This window comes from Mesorhizobium sp. M7A.F.Ca.MR.176.00.0.0, from assembly GCF_004023165.1.
GTDB lineage: Bacteria > Pseudomonadota > Alphaproteobacteria > Rhizobiales > Rhizobiaceae > Mesorhizobium.
This window is the reverse complement of record NZ_RZTC01000008.1, coordinates 1-15238: the sequence shown is the minus strand read 5'-3', so window position 1 is coordinate 15238 and position 15238 is coordinate 1. Positions and strand designations below refer to the sequence as shown.

Genomic DNA, 15238 nt, shown 5'->3' with positions numbered 1-15238 from the left:
GCGCGGCCAAGGCCGCGCGGCGCGGAAGCGTCAATCCTGCTTGCCGAGGAATGACGGCCCTTCGCCGATGATCTTCTTATCTTCCTTGCCGATGATTTCGAGATCGCGCCCCTCATAGGGCAGAGACGACAGGATGCGCCGCATGATCGCCAGCCGCGCGCGCCGCTTGTCATTGGCCCGTACGATGATCCACGGCGCGAATTCCTTGTGGGTGCGCTCGAACATGGTGTCGCGCACCTTGGTGTAGTCGTCCCACTTGGTGATGCCTGCAACGTCGATGGGCGAAAACTTCCAGCTCTTCAGCGGGCTGTAGCGACGGTCATGGAAGCGCTCGAGCTGCGTTTCCCGGCCGATGTTCAGCCAGAATTTGAAGAAGTGGATGCCCTCGTTGGAGATCATCCGCTCGAAATGCGGTGTCTCGTCGAGAAACTGCTCGTGCTGCTGCGGGGTGCAGAAACCCATCACCGGCTCGACACCGGCGCGGTTGTACCAGGAGCGGTCGAAGGTGACGAATTCGCCTGAAGTCGGGAAGTGGTCGACATAGCGCTGGTAGTACCATTGCCCAAGCTCGGTCGGGGTCGGCTTGGTCAGCGCCACGTTGCGTGCCGTGCGCGGATTGAGGTACTGGCGCACCACGAAGATCGTGCCGCCCTTGCCGGCAGCGTCGCGGCCCTCGAACAGCGCCATCACCCGTTTGCCGGTCGACTGCAGCCAAGCCTGCGCCTTGACCAGCTCGATCTGCAGCTTCTCGAGTATCTCGTCATACTCGTCGCTTTTCATCTTCTTGTCGTAGGGATAGCCGCCAGCGGTCAGCTTGTTGTCCTCGACCCAGTCGGGAAGCACGGGATTCTCGATGTCGAACTCCCTCTCCTTGCCACCGATCCTGATCTTCAGCGGCCCCGAAGTTGGCGCGGCGGGACTTTCTTTGGCTTTTTTCATCGAGACGAACCCTTTCCAGCTTCCGGACTCATGCTATGGGGAGCCACTACAGCGTCGCGCGTCCGTTTGGATGCGCAAAGGACGCTGTAGCACTTTTGATTTGCGCATGATCCTTTCCGAAAATCGATCCCGATTTTCGGGGTCATGCGGCAAGCGGTCTAGTGGAAGTTTTCCGCCACCGTGCGACCGGGTGCGAAGACATGGGGGCAGGTCCACGAGCGAATGGCTGACCTGGACACAGAGCAGAGAGGCATGACGCAAACCATGGCCGCACGGCTGTGGCATAGCCGCTGGCTGCTTGCGGCCGGCGTCACCGCGGTCGTCGCCGTCTATGCCTTGGCCGGGATTTCAGCCTATGTCGTCCTCGCGGCGCTGCTGTTGCTGCTTGCAGCGGCCATACTGCCGGCCACTGGCGCGCGCCAATCCACCGGCAGCGGCGCTGCCATCGAGGCCATCGGCCTGCAGCGGCTCTCTGGTGAATATCTGGCCGCCGCCGTCGCCGATCCGCTGATCATCTTCGATCGGACCGCCACCATCGTCCATGCCAACGCCGCCGCCTTCGCCGCCTTCGGTGGCATCGCGCCAGGCATGTCGCTGTCGTTGAAATTCCGGGCGCCGGAGATGCAGACCCTGCTGGACGGCGTGCTATCAGGCGATATCGCCTCCGATGTCGTCGACTACATGGAGAAGCTGCCGGTCGAACGGGCCTACCGGGTGAGTGTGTCCTCGGTCGGTCACGCCACCGATCTCTATGTGCTGGTGTTCAAGGACCAGAGCGAAGCACGCAGGATCGACCGTATGCGCGCCGATTTCATTGCCAATGCCAGCCATGAACTGCGCACGCCGCTCGCCTCCATCGCCGGCTTTATCGAAACGCTGCGCGGGCCAGCCCGCAACGACGCGGCGGCGCGCGACCAGTTTCTGCAGATCATGCAGAGCCAGACCGGTCGCATGGCGCGTCTGATCGACGATTTGTTGTCGCTGTCGCGGCTCGAGATGAAACCCTATCTGAAGCCGGGAACCGAGGTGGATCTGCGGCAGACAGTCGACAGCGTCATCGACTCGCTCGGACCGCTGGCCAGCGAAAACGCCGTTGCCATCGAGCGGCACTACGCCGATGGGCCGCTTCATGTGCCTGGCGATCGCGATGAGCTTTTCCAGGTTTTCGAGAACCTCTTGGAAAACGCCTGCAAATACGGGCAGTCGGGTGGGCGCGTGGTTGTATCCATAGCCCATAGCGACGCCGGATCAGAACCGGGCATCGACGTGACGATCAGGGACTTTGGCCCTGGCATTCCCGAGGAGCACATTCCGCGCATTACCGAGCGCTTCTACCGCGTCGACGTCGAGACCAGCCGGACCCAGAAGGGTACCGGCCTCGGCCTGTCGATCGTCAAGCATATACTGACGCGCCACAACGCCCGGCTTTCGATCAAGTCCGAAGTCGGCAACGGCGCGGCATTCTCGGTTCATTTGCCGACGCACTGATATCGCCCTAATTCAAGGGGACTGTTTCTTTTTTCTGTCATCCGGCTAGCGTATCAGCGGGGATTCGAGGAAACGACTCAAAATCAAAACACCCCGTGGGAAGGCATTTTGCCATGCAGTCCGTGCACATCGTCAGCGCTTATGACGAGGAGTTGAAATATCTGTCGAAGCGCATCGCCGCGATGGGAGGCCATGCCGAGCGCATGGTCGAGCAGGCGGTCACCGCTCTCGTCAATGCCGACCCAGGCCTTGCCCAGAAGGTCATCCGCGACGATACCGTACTGGACGAGGGCCAGCGCGAAATCGACGACAAGGCGATCATCATCATCGCCAAGCGTCAGCCGATGGCGTCGGATTTGCGCGAGATCGTCGGGACCATTCGCATCTCCGCCGACCTCGAACGGGTTGGCGATCTCGCCAAGAACGTTGCCAAGCGGGTGGTCGCCGTCACCGACGGACGCCAGCCGACCAGCCTTTTCCGAGGCCTCGAGGCCCTGTCCAACCTGGCGTTGACCCAGCTCAAGGAAGTGCTCGACGTCTACGCGTCTCGCTCGGTGGAGAAAATCGGCTTCGTGCGCGATCGTGACGACCAGATCGACGCCATGTACACATCGCTGTTTCGCGAATTGCTGACCTACATGATGGAAGATCCGCGCAACATCACGCCCTGCACGCATCTGCTGTTTTGCGCCAAGAACATCGAGCGTATCGGTGATCACGCCACCAACATAGCCGAGACCATCTACTACATCGTCACCGGCGATCAGTTGCCGGCTGAGCGGCCCAAGGGCGACAAGACCGACAAGATCAGCCTTTCCGAGACGCAGCCGGTGAAGTGAACGCGCCTCTCGAACCGCCATCCGATTTACGCTAAGCTTTCCGGGCCTTGCCTCTATCCTCGTCCGTGGATTTGCTCCGGGAGGTCGTGATGGAAAATGTTCGGAACCTGACCCCGGCGCCTGCGTCGATATCCGGCATTGTCGCTTGCGGCGTTTACACGGCCGGGCGCCGCATCGCCGACATTCCCATCGAGGAAGCCGGCGAATGGGCAAAAAAATCCGGCCATGTCGTCTGGATCGGCCTGCTGGAGCCCGACCGTAACCTGTTGCTGCGCGTCCAGGCGCAGTTTCACCTGCATGAACTGGCGATCGAGGATGCCGAGCACCCGCACCAGCGGCCGAAGATCGAGCAATATGGCGACGCCTTGTTCATCGTCGCCCGCACCGCACAGCTGATCGACGGCCGGGTCACCTTCGGCGAGACCCATTTGTTCGTCGGCTCAGGCTACATCGTCAGCGTCAGGCACGGTCCCTCGACGTCCTATGCCGCCGTTCGTCAGCACTGGGAAAGCTGCCCGCATTCGCTGGCCAAGGGTGAGGATTTCGTCCTCTATGCCATTCTCGATTTCATCGTCGACAATTACATGCCGGTGCTCGAGCAGATCGAGGACGAAGTCGAGGCGATCGAGGACAAGGTTCTGCTGAAGCCAATGACCGCTCCCGACATCGAACGGCTCTATATGCTGCGCCGCGATCTCCTGCGCCTGCGCAATGCCGCGCTTCCGCTGGTCGAAGTCTGCCGACGGCTGACCAGCGCCGAGCTGCCGCAGATACATACCGCCATGCACCCGCTGTTCCGCGACGTGACCGACCACATCCGCACCGTCCAGGAGAAGATCGACAGCCTGCGCGAAGTGCTGGCGTTCGCTTTCGAGGCCAGCCTCCTGGTCGGCCAGAGTCAGGAAACGGCGAACACCAAGAAACTCGCCTCCTGGGCCGCGATCCTGGCGGTGCCCACGGCGCTCGCCGGCATCTACGGCATGAACTTCGACAGTATGCCGGAACTGAAGATGGAATACGGCTATCCGGTGGTGCTGGGCGCTATCGCGCTCATCTGCACGTTTCTCTACTGGCGGTTCAGGAAGAACGGTTGGCTGTGAGAAGAGAGCGAATAGGGAGTAGCGAATAGCGAACACAAAAACGGCTTGCTTCCTGTTACGGAAGGCAAGCCGTTTCTATTCGCTATTCGCTATTCGCTATTCGCTATTCGCTATTCGCTCAGCGACTCCGCCGCCGCTCCGATGCCGGCTGGAACGCCACGCGGGCGTGATATTTGCAGTAGGGTCCGGTTTCGGCGGCTTCGTTGCCGCAGAAATGGAAGTCCTCTGAAAGCGGGTCACCGTTCGGCCATTTGCAGGTTCGCTCGGTCAGCTCGACCAGCTGCAGATGCCGCGAGATCGGCAGCACGACATTCTCGACCGGACGGATGTAATGGCGTGCCACGGGTTCGGCGTCGAACTGCGTCTGCAAGGCGGTCGCGCCGATCGATGTCGTGACATGGCGTGCCGTGGTTGCAGCGCGTGATACCGATTTCTGGACGGTCGATCCTTGCGCTGCCTTCTTCTGGCGTGCCGGTGTGGCGGTCGAGCGTCCGCGGCCCGACAGTTTCAGCCGATGCACCTTCCCGATGACCGCGTTGCGGCTGACCCCTCCAAGCTGCGCAGCAATCTGGCTTGCGCTCAGACCCTCCGACCACAGTTTTCTCAAGAGTTCTACCCGCTCGTCAGTCCAGTTCATGAGACCGCGCTCCTCTAAGCGTGCGGCAATCGGAATCCTTCTCCCGACCCGGCAACATTTGCCAGGGCAGACACCACATATATCTGGTGATTAGGTCCGCCGCACGAAATCTAGTTATTTCTCAACTACAACTACTCTATGCGCTGACTCGGTGACAAGAGTCCCAAGTGCAACACGAATCGGTTTTTTCGGTTTTCCCCAACTTGCCCGGTCGCTGATGAGCCGGCGTCCCGTCGGAGGGCTTGCCGCGCGCCACTACGCGACGTTTTCGTTGACTTCATGGCCGAAAAACGGGATAAGCCGCACAGGCCGCCGCTTTGGCGGCTTTTTTGATTTTCCGGTACCGGAGACGCATATAATGAGCGGTTCGGCGCTTTACGAGACCTTTGCTCGCGCACCCCTGGCCTTCGACCACGGGGAAGGCACCTGGCTGGTTACCGACAAGGGCGAGCGATATCTCGATTTCGCCGGCGGCATCGCCGTCAATTCGCTGGGCCACAGCCATCCGCATCTGGTCGCCGCACTCACCGAGCAGGCCGCCAAGCTCTGGCATGTTTCCAACCTCTATGAGATTCCGGGGCAGAGCCGGCTTGGCGAGCGGCTGGCCGACGCCACCTTCGCCGACAAGGTGTTCTTCACCAATTCCGGCGCCGAGGCGCTGGAATGCGCGATCAAGACGGCGCGGCGCTGCCATTTCGTCAAAGGAAATCCCGAGCGCTTCCGCGTCATCACCTTTGAGGGCGCCTTCCATGGGCGCACGCTGGCGACCATCGCGGCTGGCGGCCAGTACAAATATCTCGAAGGCTTCGGCCCTAAGGTCGAAGGTTTCGATCAGGTCGGCTTCGACGATATCGACGCCGCCGAAAAGGCGATCACGCCGGAGACGGCCGCGATCCTGATCGAGCCGGTGCAGGGCGAGGGCGGTATCCGCCCGGTGCCGACGCAGTCGCTGAAGCGGCTCAGGCAATTGTGCGAACAGCACGGCCTGCTGTTGATCTACGACGAGGTCCAGTGCGGCATCGGCCGCACCGGCAAGCTGTTCGCGCATGAATGGTCAGGTGTCACGCCAGACATCATGGCGATCGCCAAGGGTATTGGCGGCGGCTTCCCGATGGGCGCCTGCCTTGCCACGGATGAAGCGGCCGTAGGCATGACTGCTGGCGTGCACGGCACCACTTTCGGCGGCAACCCGCTTGCCATGGCGGTCGGCAACGCCGTGCTCGATGTCGTGCTGGAAGACGGCTTCCTCGAAGATGTCCAGCGCAAGGCGCTGCTGATGAAGCAGGGACTGGCGTCGGTCGCCGACGAGTTTCCCGAAATCATCGAGGACATCAGGGGTGCCGGGCTGATGCTCGGCCTCAAATGCGCCATGCCCAACACCAAGGTGAACATGGCCTTGCGCGACCAGCACCTGCTGGCGGTTCCGGCCGGCGACAACGTCATTCGCCTGTTGCCGCCGCTCACCGTCACCGACGCCGAGATCCATGACGCGCTCAACCGCATCCGCGCCGGCGCCAAGGGCCTGGCGGAGGCGATCGCTTCCGCCGCGGCGAAGTAATCCCGGAACCATTGCAGATGTCAGTTCGCCATTTCACCGATCTTTCCACCGTTTCCGAAGGCGATCTGCGCTTGATGCTGGACGATGCGGTGGTGCGAAAGGCGCGCCTCAAGGCCGGCGAACGCACCAAACCGCTCGAAGGCAAGGTGCTGGCAATGATCTTCGACAAGCCGTCGACGCGCACGCGCGTCTCCTTCGACGTCGGCATGCGGCAGCTCGGCGGCGAGACCATCATGCTGACCGGCACCGAGATGCAGCTCGGCCGCTCCGAGACCATTGCCGACACCGCCAAGGTGCTGTCGCGCTATGTCGATGCGATCATGATCCGCACCACCTCGCATGAGCGCCTGCTGGAATTGACCGAGAACGCCACCGTGCCGGTGATCAATGGATTGACCGACGACACCCATCCCTGCCAGCTGATGGCCGATATCATGACCTTCGAGGAACATCGCGGTCCGGTCGCCGGCAAGACCATCGCCTGGACCGGCGACGGCAACAATGTGCTGCATTCCTTACTTGAGGCCTCGGCCCGGTTCCGCTTCAACCTCAACGTCGCCGTGCCCGAGGGCAGTGAGCCGGCGCAGAAGCATATCGACTGGTCGCAGGCGCATGGCGGCAAGCTGCACTTCACCCGCTCGCCCGAGGAAGCCGTCGATCAGGCTGACTGCATCGTCACCGATTGCTGGGTGTCGATGGGCCAGGAGCATCGCGCCCGCGGCCACAATGTGTTCTCGCCCTATCAGGTCAACGCCAAGCTGATGGCCAAGGCCAAGCCGGACGCGCTGTTCATGCATTGCCTGCCGGCGCATCGTGGCGAGGAAGTGACGGACGACGTCATCGACGGGCCGCATTCGGTGGTCTTCGACGAGGCCGAGAACCGGCTCCATGCCCAGAAGGCCGTGCTTGCCTGGTGTCTCGGCGCTTGAAGTGTCTCGGCGCTTGAAGTGTCTGGGCGCTTGATCCCCGGGAGCTTGATCTGCGAGGGTGTGATGCCTATTTGCGCCGCATCACGCAAATCAAGCGCGTTTCGACGCATGCGCCCCGGAGGGCGGCATGGCCGCGCCCTGGAGCTTTGTCATGTTGGAAACCTATCAAGTGACTGAACATCACCCCAAACTCGGCGAATTTGGCTATGCCGGCGACGATCATGTCGTGCCGTTCGAGGTCGGCCCGCTCGATGTGCGGGGCCGCACCGTCCAACTCGGGCCGATGCTCGACGCCATCCTCGGCCGCCACGATTATCCCGAGCCGGTCGCCCGCCTGCTGGCAGAGGCCTGTGTGCTGACCGTGCTGCTCGGCACCTCGCTGAAGTTCGAGGGCAAGTTTATCCTGCAGACCCGCACCGACGGGCCTGTCGACATGCTGGTCGCGGATTTTTCCACGCCCTCGGCGCTGCGCGCCTATGCGCGTTTTGACGCCGACCGGCTGGAAGCGCTTGTCGCGGCCGGCGAAACTTCCCAGCAGACGCTGCTCGGCAGCGGCGTGCTGGCGCTGACCATCGACCAGGGCGCTCACACGCAGCGCTACCAGGGCATCGTCCAACTCGACGGCGAGACGCTGGAAGATGCGGCACGCACCTATTTTCGCCAGTCGGAACAGATCCCGACCGATCTCAGGCTGTCGGTGGCCAAGCTTTTGACGCCCGGTCCTGGCGGTGCCCGCGAGCAGTGGCGCGCCGGTGGTATCCTGGCGCAGTTCCTGCCGCAGTCGCCCGAGCGCATGCGCGTCCCGGACCTGCCGGGTGGCGATGGCGATCCGCGCGAGGAGATCCACGACCCGGTCGACAATTCCTGGCAGGAGTTGCTGGCGCTGCTCGGCACGATCGAACCGACCGAACTGATCGACCCGACGATCGGTGCCGAGCGGCTGCTTTACAGGCTGTTCCACGAGCATGGCGTGCGCGTCTTCGGCGGCGTCCCGGTCGCCGACCAGTGCTCGTGCTCCAAGGACAAGATCCGCGGCATCCTCGAGGGTTTTTCCGCGCAGGAGATCAAGGACAGCACCGAGGATGGTGGCATCCACGTCGCCTGCGAATTCTGCTCGAAGCAATATGACTTCGACCCGGCGGAATTCGCGGCTCAGTAGCAGGGTTTTTCCTTCTCCCCGTTTACGGGGAGAAGGTGCCCGAAGGGCGGATGAGGGGGCAGCGCGAACTTTGGCGAATGGCCGCGTGTGTCCACTCAGACGTTGTCGTGCTTGGGAGATAATCTCACGAGTTCGGTGCCGCCCCTCATTGCCCTGCCGGGCATTTCTCCCCGTAGAACGGGGAGAAAGGCGCTAATTCACCGTCCGCCGCGTCCCCGGCAGGTCCAGCGAAAACGCCGGAATGGCGATGTCGAACGTCTCGCCCTGCTGGTTGCGCATCGTGTAGTGCCCGACCATGATGCCGGATGGTGTCGAGAGCGGGCAACCGGACGTGTATTGGTAGCTGTCGCCGGGATTGAGTTCGGGCTGGTCGCCGACGACGCCGGGGCCGCGCACTTCCTCGACGCGGCCAGTGCCGTCGGTGATATGCCAATAGCGCGACAGAAGCTGCACGAAGTCGTCCGACTGATTGTCGATCGTTATTTGATAGCCCCAGACATAGCGGTTCTCCGAGGGATCCGAACGGTCCTCCAGATAGAACGGCCTGACCTGCACTTCGATGTTGCGCGTGACGGCGCTATACATAAGCGGCTCCAAAAAACGGTTCCAGCGGAACTTTCGGCGCTCTGTGCGGTTAGGTCAACCGACCGAAGCCTCCTCTGGCCGACCTCGCGGGCAGGTGCCGACAAAGAATGTCATTTAAGTGACATATGACAATGATGGTGTGCGCGGACTGGTGATGCGCGACTCGGGCGCTCTGCTGAACTGTTGAAACCGGCCATCTTGTGGACCGGTTTTCCTGGAGTGACCGGATCTCGATGGAACTCACTCTCATAGCCGCCACGCTTTCAACTGTCCTCATCCTCTCGAATCTCGCCAGCATCGTGCTCGCCGCTTCGCGTCTGAAACGGCGCCACACCATTGGGCCGCCGGCCGCCAAGCCGCGGCCGGTGTCGATCGTCGTGCCGTCGCGCGGCGTCGAGCCGTTCACGCAGGAGACGCTGGAACGCGCCTTCTCGCTCGATTGGCCGCGCTACGAGTTGATTTTCTGCGTTGCCCATGCCGACGATCCGGTGGTCAAATTGATAAACAGGACGATCGTCCGGTTTCCGAAAGTGCCAGCCCGGCTGCTTATCGGCGACGACCGCATCAGCGCCAATCCGAAACTCAACAATTGCGTCAAGGGCTGGGAAGCGGCGCGGCACGACTGGGTCGTCCTGGCCGATTCCAACGTGCTGATGCCGAGAGACTACGTCCAGCACCTGATGGCTGCCTGGCGGTCCGGCACCGGCCTTGTCTGCTCGACGCCGATCGGCTCCCGGCCTGCCGGCTTCTGGGCCGAGGTCGAATGCGCTTTCCTCAACACGCTGCAGGCGCGCTGGCAATATGCCGGCGAGGCGCTCGGCCTTGGCTTTGCCCAGGGCAAGAGCATGCTCTGGAACAAGCCGATGCTCGACGCCAATGGCGGCATCCGCGCGCTGGCCGCCGAGATCGCCGAGGACGCCGCCGCGACCAAGCTGGTGAACAGCCTCGGCTTGCGCGTCAATCTCGTCGCCGCCCCCTTCGAGCAGCCGCTTGGCCGGCGCTCGTTTGACGAGATCTGGTCGCGTCAGGCCCGTTGGGCACGCCTGCGCCGCGTCACTTTCCCGCTGTTCTTCGCACCCGAAATCCTGACCGGCGCCTTGGTGCCGCTGGTGCTTGCGCTGATTGCCGCAGCCAGTGCCGGTTTCAGCCTCTGGGCAACCGCCATTGCCGTACTGGCGGCCTTCTACCTTCCGGAGTGCGCCCTGGCCTGGTCCAAGGGCTGGTACCTGTCGCCACGCATGGTCGCCGCGATCATGGCGCGCGACCTGATCCTGCCGGCGATGTGGGGACGCGGCTGGCTCGGCGGCGCCGTCGACTGGCGCGGCAATGCGATGACCATCGGCACCAAGACGGCCGAGCTGGAAGAGACGCCGTCCGGCGCCTGAAGGCGTCAGCTAGGTTTGACCGCTGGAATAATTATCGTATATACGGAAATGTTGCGTTAGGCTCTATTTTTGTGTATACATAATTTATGGGAACGCACCGGCGGCGATGCAGTTCGAGTGGGATGAAAACAAGGCCAGGACGAACAGGGCCAAGCATGGCGTGGATTTTGCGATCGCACCATCCTTCGACTTCGCCAACGCCGCTATCAGGCTCGACGACAGCGAGGACTTTGGCGAGGACCGCCTCGTTGCCATCGGTCTGATCGGAACTGGCGTCCATGTGATGGTTTATGTCGAGCGACGATACGCCATCCGCGTTATTTCGCTGCGCAAGGCCACAAGGCAGGAAATTACGGACTATGTCGAAAACCTCTAAGACGATCGTACGCCGTGAGGCTGCTGCGCCCCAGCTGTCACGTGCTGACGCTTTGGCGTTGGCCAAAAAGGCGCTTGCCGCGATGACCGACGAAGAAGATGCCAAGATCACCGCTGCGGCCGAAGCCGATCCGGATGCGCAGCCAACCGATGCCGTTTCGCGCCGCAAGGTTGGCCGGCCGCCGCTTGCCCGGCCCAAACGTGCCGTACAGCTACGCCTCGACGCCGACGTTCTCGACCGCTTCAAGGCCGCTGGCGATGGCTGGCAGACCCGCATGAACGAAGTGCTGCGCAAGGCGGTCGGCCTGTAATCCTGTGACGACGCTCGCGCGCGCTACCTGGCCTTCAGCGCCTGCGCGATGTCCTCGAGCAGATCGTCGGTGTCCTCCAGCCCAACCGAAAGTCTGAGCGTGCCCGGCCCGATGCCGAGCTCGGCGCGCGCTTCGTCGCTCAAATTCTTGTGCGTCGTCGTCGCCGGATGGGTGATCAGGCTCTTGGCGTCACCGAGATTGTTGGAGATCAAGACGATGTCGAGCGCGTTCTGCAAGGCGAAGGCCGCCTGCTTGCCGCCCTTGACGTCGAGACAGATCAGTGTCGAGCCGCCCGACATCTGCTTCTTGACGATGTCGGCCTGCGGATGGTCGGCGCGGCCGGGATAGATGACGCGGGCGATTTCCGGCCGCTCGGCCAGGAAATCCGCGATCCGGCCGGCACTTTCCGTCTGCTGGCGCACGCGTAGCGGCAGCGTCTCCAGGCCCTTCAGCAGCGTCCAGGCGTTGAACGGCGACAGGCTTGGACCGGTATGGCGGAAATAATCGTGCAGGTTCTCGTCGATCCACTTCTTGTCCGACAGGATGACGCCGCCGAGACAGCGCCCCTGGCCGTCTATGTGCTTGGTCGCCGAATAGACGACGATATGGGCGCCGAGCTGCAAGGGCTTCTGCTGCAGGGGCGTGGCGAAGACATTGTCGACGATCAGCCTTGCGCCGATCGAATTGGCAAGCGAGGCGACAGCGGCGATATCGACCACTTCCAGCGTCGGATTGGTCGGGCTTTCCAGGAAGAACAGCTTGGTGTTCGGCTTGATCGCATTTTCCCAATTGGCGATGTCGGTGCCGTCGACCAGCGTCGCCTCGATGCCGTATCTCGGCGCCAGCGTCTCGACCACCCAGCGGCAGGAGCCGAACAGCGCACGCGCCGCCACGATATGGTCGCCGGCCTTGGCGCTGCACAGAAGGGCGGCCGTCACCGCTGCCATGCCGGACGCGGTGGCGCGGGCGTCTTCGGCGCCTTCGAGCGCGCACATGCGCTTCTCGAACATGTCGACGGTCGGATTGGCGTAGCGCGAATAGATGAAGCCTGGCTCCTCGCCCTTGAAACGGGCTTCGGCGGCCTGTGCCGTTTCGTAGACATAGCCCTGGGTCAGGTAAATCGCTTCCGACGTTTCGCCGAAACCGGAACGCAGCGTTCCGCTGTGCACGAGTGCCGTCTGAGGCTTCCAGTTGTGCTTCTTGGTGCTCATCGCTTTTCTTCCAGACACAAAAAAACCGGCCGCGAAAGTCGCAACCGGTCCATACGGCCTTGCGGCCCGACGGTCCTTTAGCGACTTGTTTAACGTGGCTGCAAGCCGACCGGCCAAATCACCACGGGATAACGACCCTTTAGACCCGCACCGCGCTTGCGTCAATTGCCGGCTTCATTAAGAGGTTTGTACCAAGCAGGAGTGGAGCCTTGCGGCAGACAGGCATTCTTCCCGATCAGGACATATCGGCGCTGTTCCAGTCCGGCGCGCTGAAGTCGGCGCGTGCGCTCGACGCCGACCAGATCCAGCCGGCCAGTCTCGATCTCAGGCTCGGCGACAAGGCCTGGCGGGTGCGGGCCTCCTTCCTGCCCGGCCCCAACCACAAGGTCTCGGAAAAGCTCGACCGGCTGCAGCTGCACGAGATCAATCTTGCCGAGGGCGCGGTGCTGGAGACCGGCTGCGTCTATATCGTGCCCTTGCTTGAAAGCCTGGCGCTGCCGGCGGACATTTCGGCCTCGGCCAATCCGAAGAGCTCGACCGGGCGGCTCGACATCTTCACCCGCGTCATGACCGATCGCGGCCACGAGTTCGACAAGATCGCTGCCGGCTATCATGGCCCGCTCTTTCTGGAAGTCAGCCCCCGCACCTTCCCGATCGTCGTGCGCACCGGCTCGCGCCTGTCGCAGATCCGCTTCCGCACCGGCAATGCGCTGCTCTCGGAAGCCGAGCTGCACGCCCTGCATCGCGCCGAGATGCTGGTCGCTACCGAGCCGCCGAACATTTCCGGCGGCGGCATCGCCCTGTCGATTGACCTCAACGGCGACCAAAACGGCCTGGTCGGCTACCGCGGCAAGCATCACACCGGCCTCGTCGATGTCGACAAGCGCGCCGCGCAGGAAGTCGTCGACTTCTGGGAGCCGATCCACAAGAGCGGCGCCGGCGAACTGGTGCTCGATCCCGACGAGTTCTACATCCTCGTCAGCCAGGAGGCGGTGCACGTGCCGCCGCTCTACGCCGCCGAGATGACGCCCTTCGATCCGCTGGTCGGCGAATTCCGCGTCCATTATGCCGGCTTCTTCGATCCGGGCTTCGGCCACTCCGCGTCTGGCGGCACGGGCAGCCGGGCGGTGCTGGAAGTGCGCAGCCATGAAGTGCCGTTCATTCTCGACCATGGCCAGATCGTCGGCCGGCTGGTCTACGAGCATATGCTGAAGCGGCCGCAGGCCCTCTATGGCACCGATCTCGGCTCCAACTATCAGGCGCAGGGCCTGAAGCTGTCCAAGCATTTCCGCGCCGCGCGCTGAATACTTGATCCGGCGGAGCTCTTGTGAAAACTCGGCAGGAGATGGTTCGTACTGGAAGAGCGGTGAGTTCAATGAACGACCCCTATGACGACATCTTATCGCTAACCGACAGCAAACCGATTTGGTGGGATGTCCATGACGTGCCGCGCTTTGCTCCGTTTCGTCCAGGCATGGGCGCGTATGGTAGGCCAACGGAATGCCTCCTTGTATTGGCTCGGGCGCGCGGTGGTCCTGAATACCTGCAGTTGATATGCGGGCACACCGCCCAGTTTGAGAGAGCCGACCATCTGACCCGGTCGAAGACTTTGGCAATGGGCGAGCCTCCAGCAGGTTTGCATGCCGAGAACGGCGACCTGAGTGTTGAGCCAGTCAAAGTGCTGGAGTATTGGCGGCGTGATCCAAATCCTTTTGCCAAGTGGCAAAGGCTACCCGAATTTGAAATCGACCTAATCGATTGATGGCCTTCGGTCCCGACCAGACTCAGCTTGCCTGACTCTGCCCCGCCATGCTTGGTTACGCTGACCTTGAAACGAAACACTGCAAGGGGAACCAAGAAAATGCAGATTTCAAAATGGATCGTATCGGCAGCAGGCGCTGCCATGCTGGTGGTGGCGGCCGGCTCGCTTTCGCAGGCGCAGGAGAAAATCAAGATCGGCACGGAGGGCGCCTATCCGCCGTTCAACACCATTACGGCTGACGGCAAGGTCGAAGGCTTCGACATCGACATCGCCAATGCACTATGCGCGCAGATGAAGGTCGAGTGTGAAATCGTCACCCAGGACTGGGACGGCATCATTCCCGCTTTGCAGGCGAAGAAGTTCGACGCCATCATCGCCTCGATGAGCATCACCGAGGAGCGCAAGAAGCAGGTCGCCTTCACCAACAAATATTATACGACACCGCTGGCTCTGGTGGCGCCGAAGGACAGCGATCTCACCTCGACCGAACCATCGGCACTGGCCGGCAAGACGGTCGGCGCCCAGGCTTCGACCACGCAGGCCGACTATGCCCAGAATGAATATGGCAAGGCGGGTGCGGAGGCAAAACTCTATCCCACCCAGGAAGAGGCGATCACAGACCTGACCAACGGTCGTCTTGACGCCGTGATCTCGGACAAGTTCGTGCTGATGGACTGGCTGAAGAAGGCAAGCGACGGCTGCTGCAAGCTGGTCGGCGACGTCAAGGGCACCGAAACGCAAGCCGGCATTGCCGTGCGCCTGGAAGACACGGCCCTGCGCGACAAGCTCAACGCAGCCATCGACGCGATCGTTGCCGACGGCACCTACAAGAAGATCCAGGCCAAATATTTCGACTTCGATATTTATTGAGGCTGGGCGCCTCTTCCCTTCTCCCCTTGTGGGAGAAGGTGTCGCCGAAGGCGACGGATGAGGGGTGTTCTAGGGAACGCCAACGTCTTA

16 protein-coding genes and 1 riboswitch are annotated in these 15238 nt (G+C 62.2%); of the genes, 12 read left to right on the top strand and 4 right to left on the bottom strand.

Annotated features, from left to right (window positions below):
- Positions 1 to 30: 30 nt before the first annotated feature.
- On the bottom strand, positions 31 to 939 hold the full coding sequence (gene ppk2, locus EOB59_RS04905) for a polyphosphate kinase 2 (protein ID WP_127807936.1): 909 nt from the start codon (positions 937 to 939) through the stop codon (positions 31 to 33).
- A gap of 222 nt (positions 940 to 1161) precedes the next feature.
- Between ppk2 and EOB59_RS04900 the strand changes: the two genes are divergently transcribed.
- From EOB59_RS04900 to EOB59_RS04890, 3 genes are all read left to right on the top strand, one after another.
- Positions 1162 to 2427 carry an ATP-binding protein gene (locus EOB59_RS04900; RefSeq protein ID WP_128287796.1) on the top strand — a complete coding sequence of 422 codons (1266 nt, stop codon included), beginning with the start codon at positions 1162 to 1164 and terminating at the stop codon, positions 2425 to 2427.
- A 113-nt stretch (positions 2428 to 2540) separates the two neighbouring features.
- On the top strand, positions 2541 to 3266 hold the full coding sequence (gene phoU / locus EOB59_RS04895) for a phosphate signaling complex protein PhoU (protein WP_127807934.1): 726 nt from the start codon (positions 2541 to 2543) through the stop codon (positions 3264 to 3266).
- An 89-nt stretch (positions 3267 to 3355) separates the two neighbouring features.
- On the top strand, positions 3356 to 4366 hold the full coding sequence (locus tag EOB59_RS04890; RefSeq protein WP_127807933.1) for a magnesium and cobalt transport protein CorA: 1011 nt from the start codon (positions 3356 to 3358) through the stop codon (positions 4364 to 4366).
- 118 nt (positions 4367 to 4484) lie between these two features.
- On the opposite strand, the gene EOB59_RS04885 is transcribed toward EOB59_RS04890, so the two are convergent.
- Positions 4485 to 5003, bottom strand: coding sequence for a GcrA family cell cycle regulator (locus EOB59_RS04885; RefSeq protein WP_127267146.1), 519 nt, complete (start codon positions 5001 to 5003; stop codon positions 4485 to 4487).
- A 358-nt stretch (positions 5004 to 5361) separates the two neighbouring features.
- Here EOB59_RS04885 and EOB59_RS04880 point away from each other — a divergent pair, with 358 nt between their 5' ends.
- From EOB59_RS04880 to EOB59_RS04870, 3 genes are all read left to right on the top strand, one after another.
- Positions 5362 to 6561: an aspartate aminotransferase family protein gene (locus EOB59_RS04880; protein ID WP_127807932.1), complete on the top strand. Its 1200-nt coding sequence runs from the start codon at positions 5362 to 5364 to the stop codon at positions 6559 to 6561.
- 17 nt (positions 6562 to 6578) lie between these two features.
- Entirely contained in the window at positions 6579 to 7490 is a 912-nt protein-coding gene (gene argF, locus EOB59_RS04875; RefSeq protein ID WP_127807931.1) for an ornithine carbamoyltransferase, read from the top strand.
- Positions 7491 to 7617: 127 nt separating this feature from the next.
- On the top strand, positions 7618 to 8649 hold the full coding sequence (locus tag EOB59_RS04870) for an Hsp33 family molecular chaperone (RefSeq protein ID WP_127807930.1): 1032 nt from the start codon (positions 7618 to 7620) through the stop codon (positions 8647 to 8649).
- A gap of 192 nt (positions 8650 to 8841) precedes the next feature.
- Here EOB59_RS04870 and apaG read toward each other — a convergent pair whose 3' ends face one another.
- Entirely contained in the window at positions 8842 to 9234 is a 393-nt protein-coding gene (gene apaG, locus EOB59_RS04865; protein ID WP_127319328.1) for a Co2+/Mg2+ efflux protein ApaG, read from the bottom strand.
- 233 nt (positions 9235 to 9467) lie between these two features.
- Here apaG and EOB59_RS04860 point away from each other — a divergent pair, with 233 nt between their 5' ends.
- From EOB59_RS04860 to EOB59_RS04850, 3 genes are all read left to right on the top strand, one after another.
- Positions 9468 to 10619, top strand: coding sequence for a ceramide glucosyltransferase (locus EOB59_RS04860; protein ID WP_127276809.1), 1152 nt, complete (start codon positions 9468 to 9470; stop codon positions 10617 to 10619).
- 106 nt (positions 10620 to 10725) lie between these two features.
- Positions 10726 to 10995 carry a BrnT family toxin gene (locus tag EOB59_RS04855; RefSeq protein ID WP_127399269.1) on the top strand — a complete coding sequence of 90 codons (270 nt, stop codon included), beginning with the start codon at positions 10726 to 10728 and terminating at the stop codon, positions 10993 to 10995.
- On the top strand, positions 10979 to 11305 hold the full coding sequence (locus tag EOB59_RS04850; RefSeq protein ID WP_236383388.1) for a BrnA antitoxin family protein: 327 nt from the start codon (positions 10979 to 10981) through the stop codon (positions 11303 to 11305). Before EOB59_RS04855 ends, EOB59_RS04850 begins: the two co-directional genes overlap by 17 nt.
- 23 nt (positions 11306 to 11328) lie before the next feature.
- On the opposite strand, the gene EOB59_RS04845 is transcribed toward EOB59_RS04850, so the two are convergent.
- On the bottom strand, positions 11329 to 12516 hold the full coding sequence (locus EOB59_RS04845; protein ID WP_128287795.1) for an O-succinylhomoserine sulfhydrylase: 1188 nt from the start codon (positions 12514 to 12516) through the stop codon (positions 11329 to 11331).
- 57 nt (positions 12517 to 12573) lie between these two features.
- Positions 12574 to 12651, bottom strand: a riboswitch (SAM riboswitch).
- A 74-nt stretch (positions 12652 to 12725) separates the two neighbouring features.
- On the opposite strand from EOB59_RS04845, the gene EOB59_RS04840 reads away from it, so the two are divergent.
- The 3 genes from EOB59_RS04840 (at position 12726) to EOB59_RS04830 (ending at position 15148) form a co-directional block, all read left to right on the top strand.
- Complete coding sequence (locus EOB59_RS04840; RefSeq protein WP_127381594.1) at positions 12726 to 13820, top strand: 2'-deoxycytidine 5'-triphosphate deaminase; 1095 nt, start codon at positions 12726 to 12728, stop codon at positions 13818 to 13820.
- 71 nt (positions 13821 to 13891) lie between these two features.
- Complete coding sequence (locus EOB59_RS04835) at positions 13892 to 14278, top strand: hypothetical protein (protein WP_128287794.1); 387 nt, start codon at positions 13892 to 13894, stop codon at positions 14276 to 14278.
- 99 nt (positions 14279 to 14377) lie between these two features.
- On the top strand, positions 14378 to 15148 hold the full coding sequence (locus EOB59_RS04830; protein WP_128287793.1) for an ABC transporter substrate-binding protein: 771 nt from the start codon (positions 14378 to 14380) through the stop codon (positions 15146 to 15148).
- Positions 15149 to 15238: the final 90 nt, after the last annotated feature.

Excerpts from the sequence above, each read along its gene's own strand:
- ppk2 (WP_127807936.1), bottom strand. The coding sequence starts at position 939 with ATGAAAAAAGCCAAAGAAAGTCCCGCCGCGCCAACTTCGGGGCCGCTG.
- EOB59_RS04900 (WP_128287796.1), top strand. The coding sequence starts at position 1,162 with ATGGCTGACCTGGACACAGAGCAGAGAGGCATGACGCAAACCATGGCC.
- phoU (WP_127807934.1), top strand. The coding sequence starts at position 2,541 with ATGCAGTCCGTGCACATCGTCAGCGCTTATGACGAGGAGTTGAAATAT.
- EOB59_RS04890 (WP_127807933.1), top strand. The coding sequence starts at position 3,356 with ATGGAAAATGTTCGGAACCTGACCCCGGCGCCTGCGTCGATATCCGGC.
- EOB59_RS04885 (WP_127267146.1), bottom strand. The coding sequence starts at position 5,003 with ATGAACTGGACTGACGAGCGGGTAGAACTCTTGAGAAAACTGTGGTCG.
- EOB59_RS04880 (WP_127807932.1), top strand. The coding sequence starts at position 5,362 with ATGAGCGGTTCGGCGCTTTACGAGACCTTTGCTCGCGCACCCCTGGCC.
- argF (WP_127807931.1), top strand. The coding sequence starts at position 6,579 with ATGTCAGTTCGCCATTTCACCGATCTTTCCACCGTTTCCGAAGGCGAT.
- EOB59_RS04870 (WP_127807930.1), top strand. The coding sequence starts at position 7,618 with ATGGCCGCGCCCTGGAGCTTTGTCATGTTGGAAACCTATCAAGTGACT.
- apaG (WP_127319328.1), bottom strand. The coding sequence starts at position 9,234 with ATGTATAGCGCCGTCACGCGCAACATCGAAGTGCAGGTCAGGCCGTTC.
- EOB59_RS04860 (WP_127276809.1), top strand. The coding sequence starts at position 9,468 with ATGGAACTCACTCTCATAGCCGCCACGCTTTCAACTGTCCTCATCCTC.
- EOB59_RS04855 (WP_127399269.1), top strand. The coding sequence starts at position 10,726 with ATGCAGTTCGAGTGGGATGAAAACAAGGCCAGGACGAACAGGGCCAAG.
- EOB59_RS04850 (WP_236383388.1), top strand. The coding sequence starts at position 10,979 with ATGTCGAAAACCTCTAAGACGATCGTACGCCGTGAGGCTGCTGCGCCC.
- EOB59_RS04845 (WP_128287795.1), bottom strand. The coding sequence starts at position 12,516 with ATGAGCACCAAGAAGCACAACTGGAAGCCTCAGACGGCACTCGTGCAC.
- EOB59_RS04835 (WP_128287794.1), top strand. The coding sequence starts at position 13,892 with ATGAACGACCCCTATGACGACATCTTATCGCTAACCGACAGCAAACCG.
- EOB59_RS04830 (WP_128287793.1), top strand. The coding sequence starts at position 14,378 with ATGCAGATTTCAAAATGGATCGTATCGGCAGCAGGCGCTGCCATGCTG.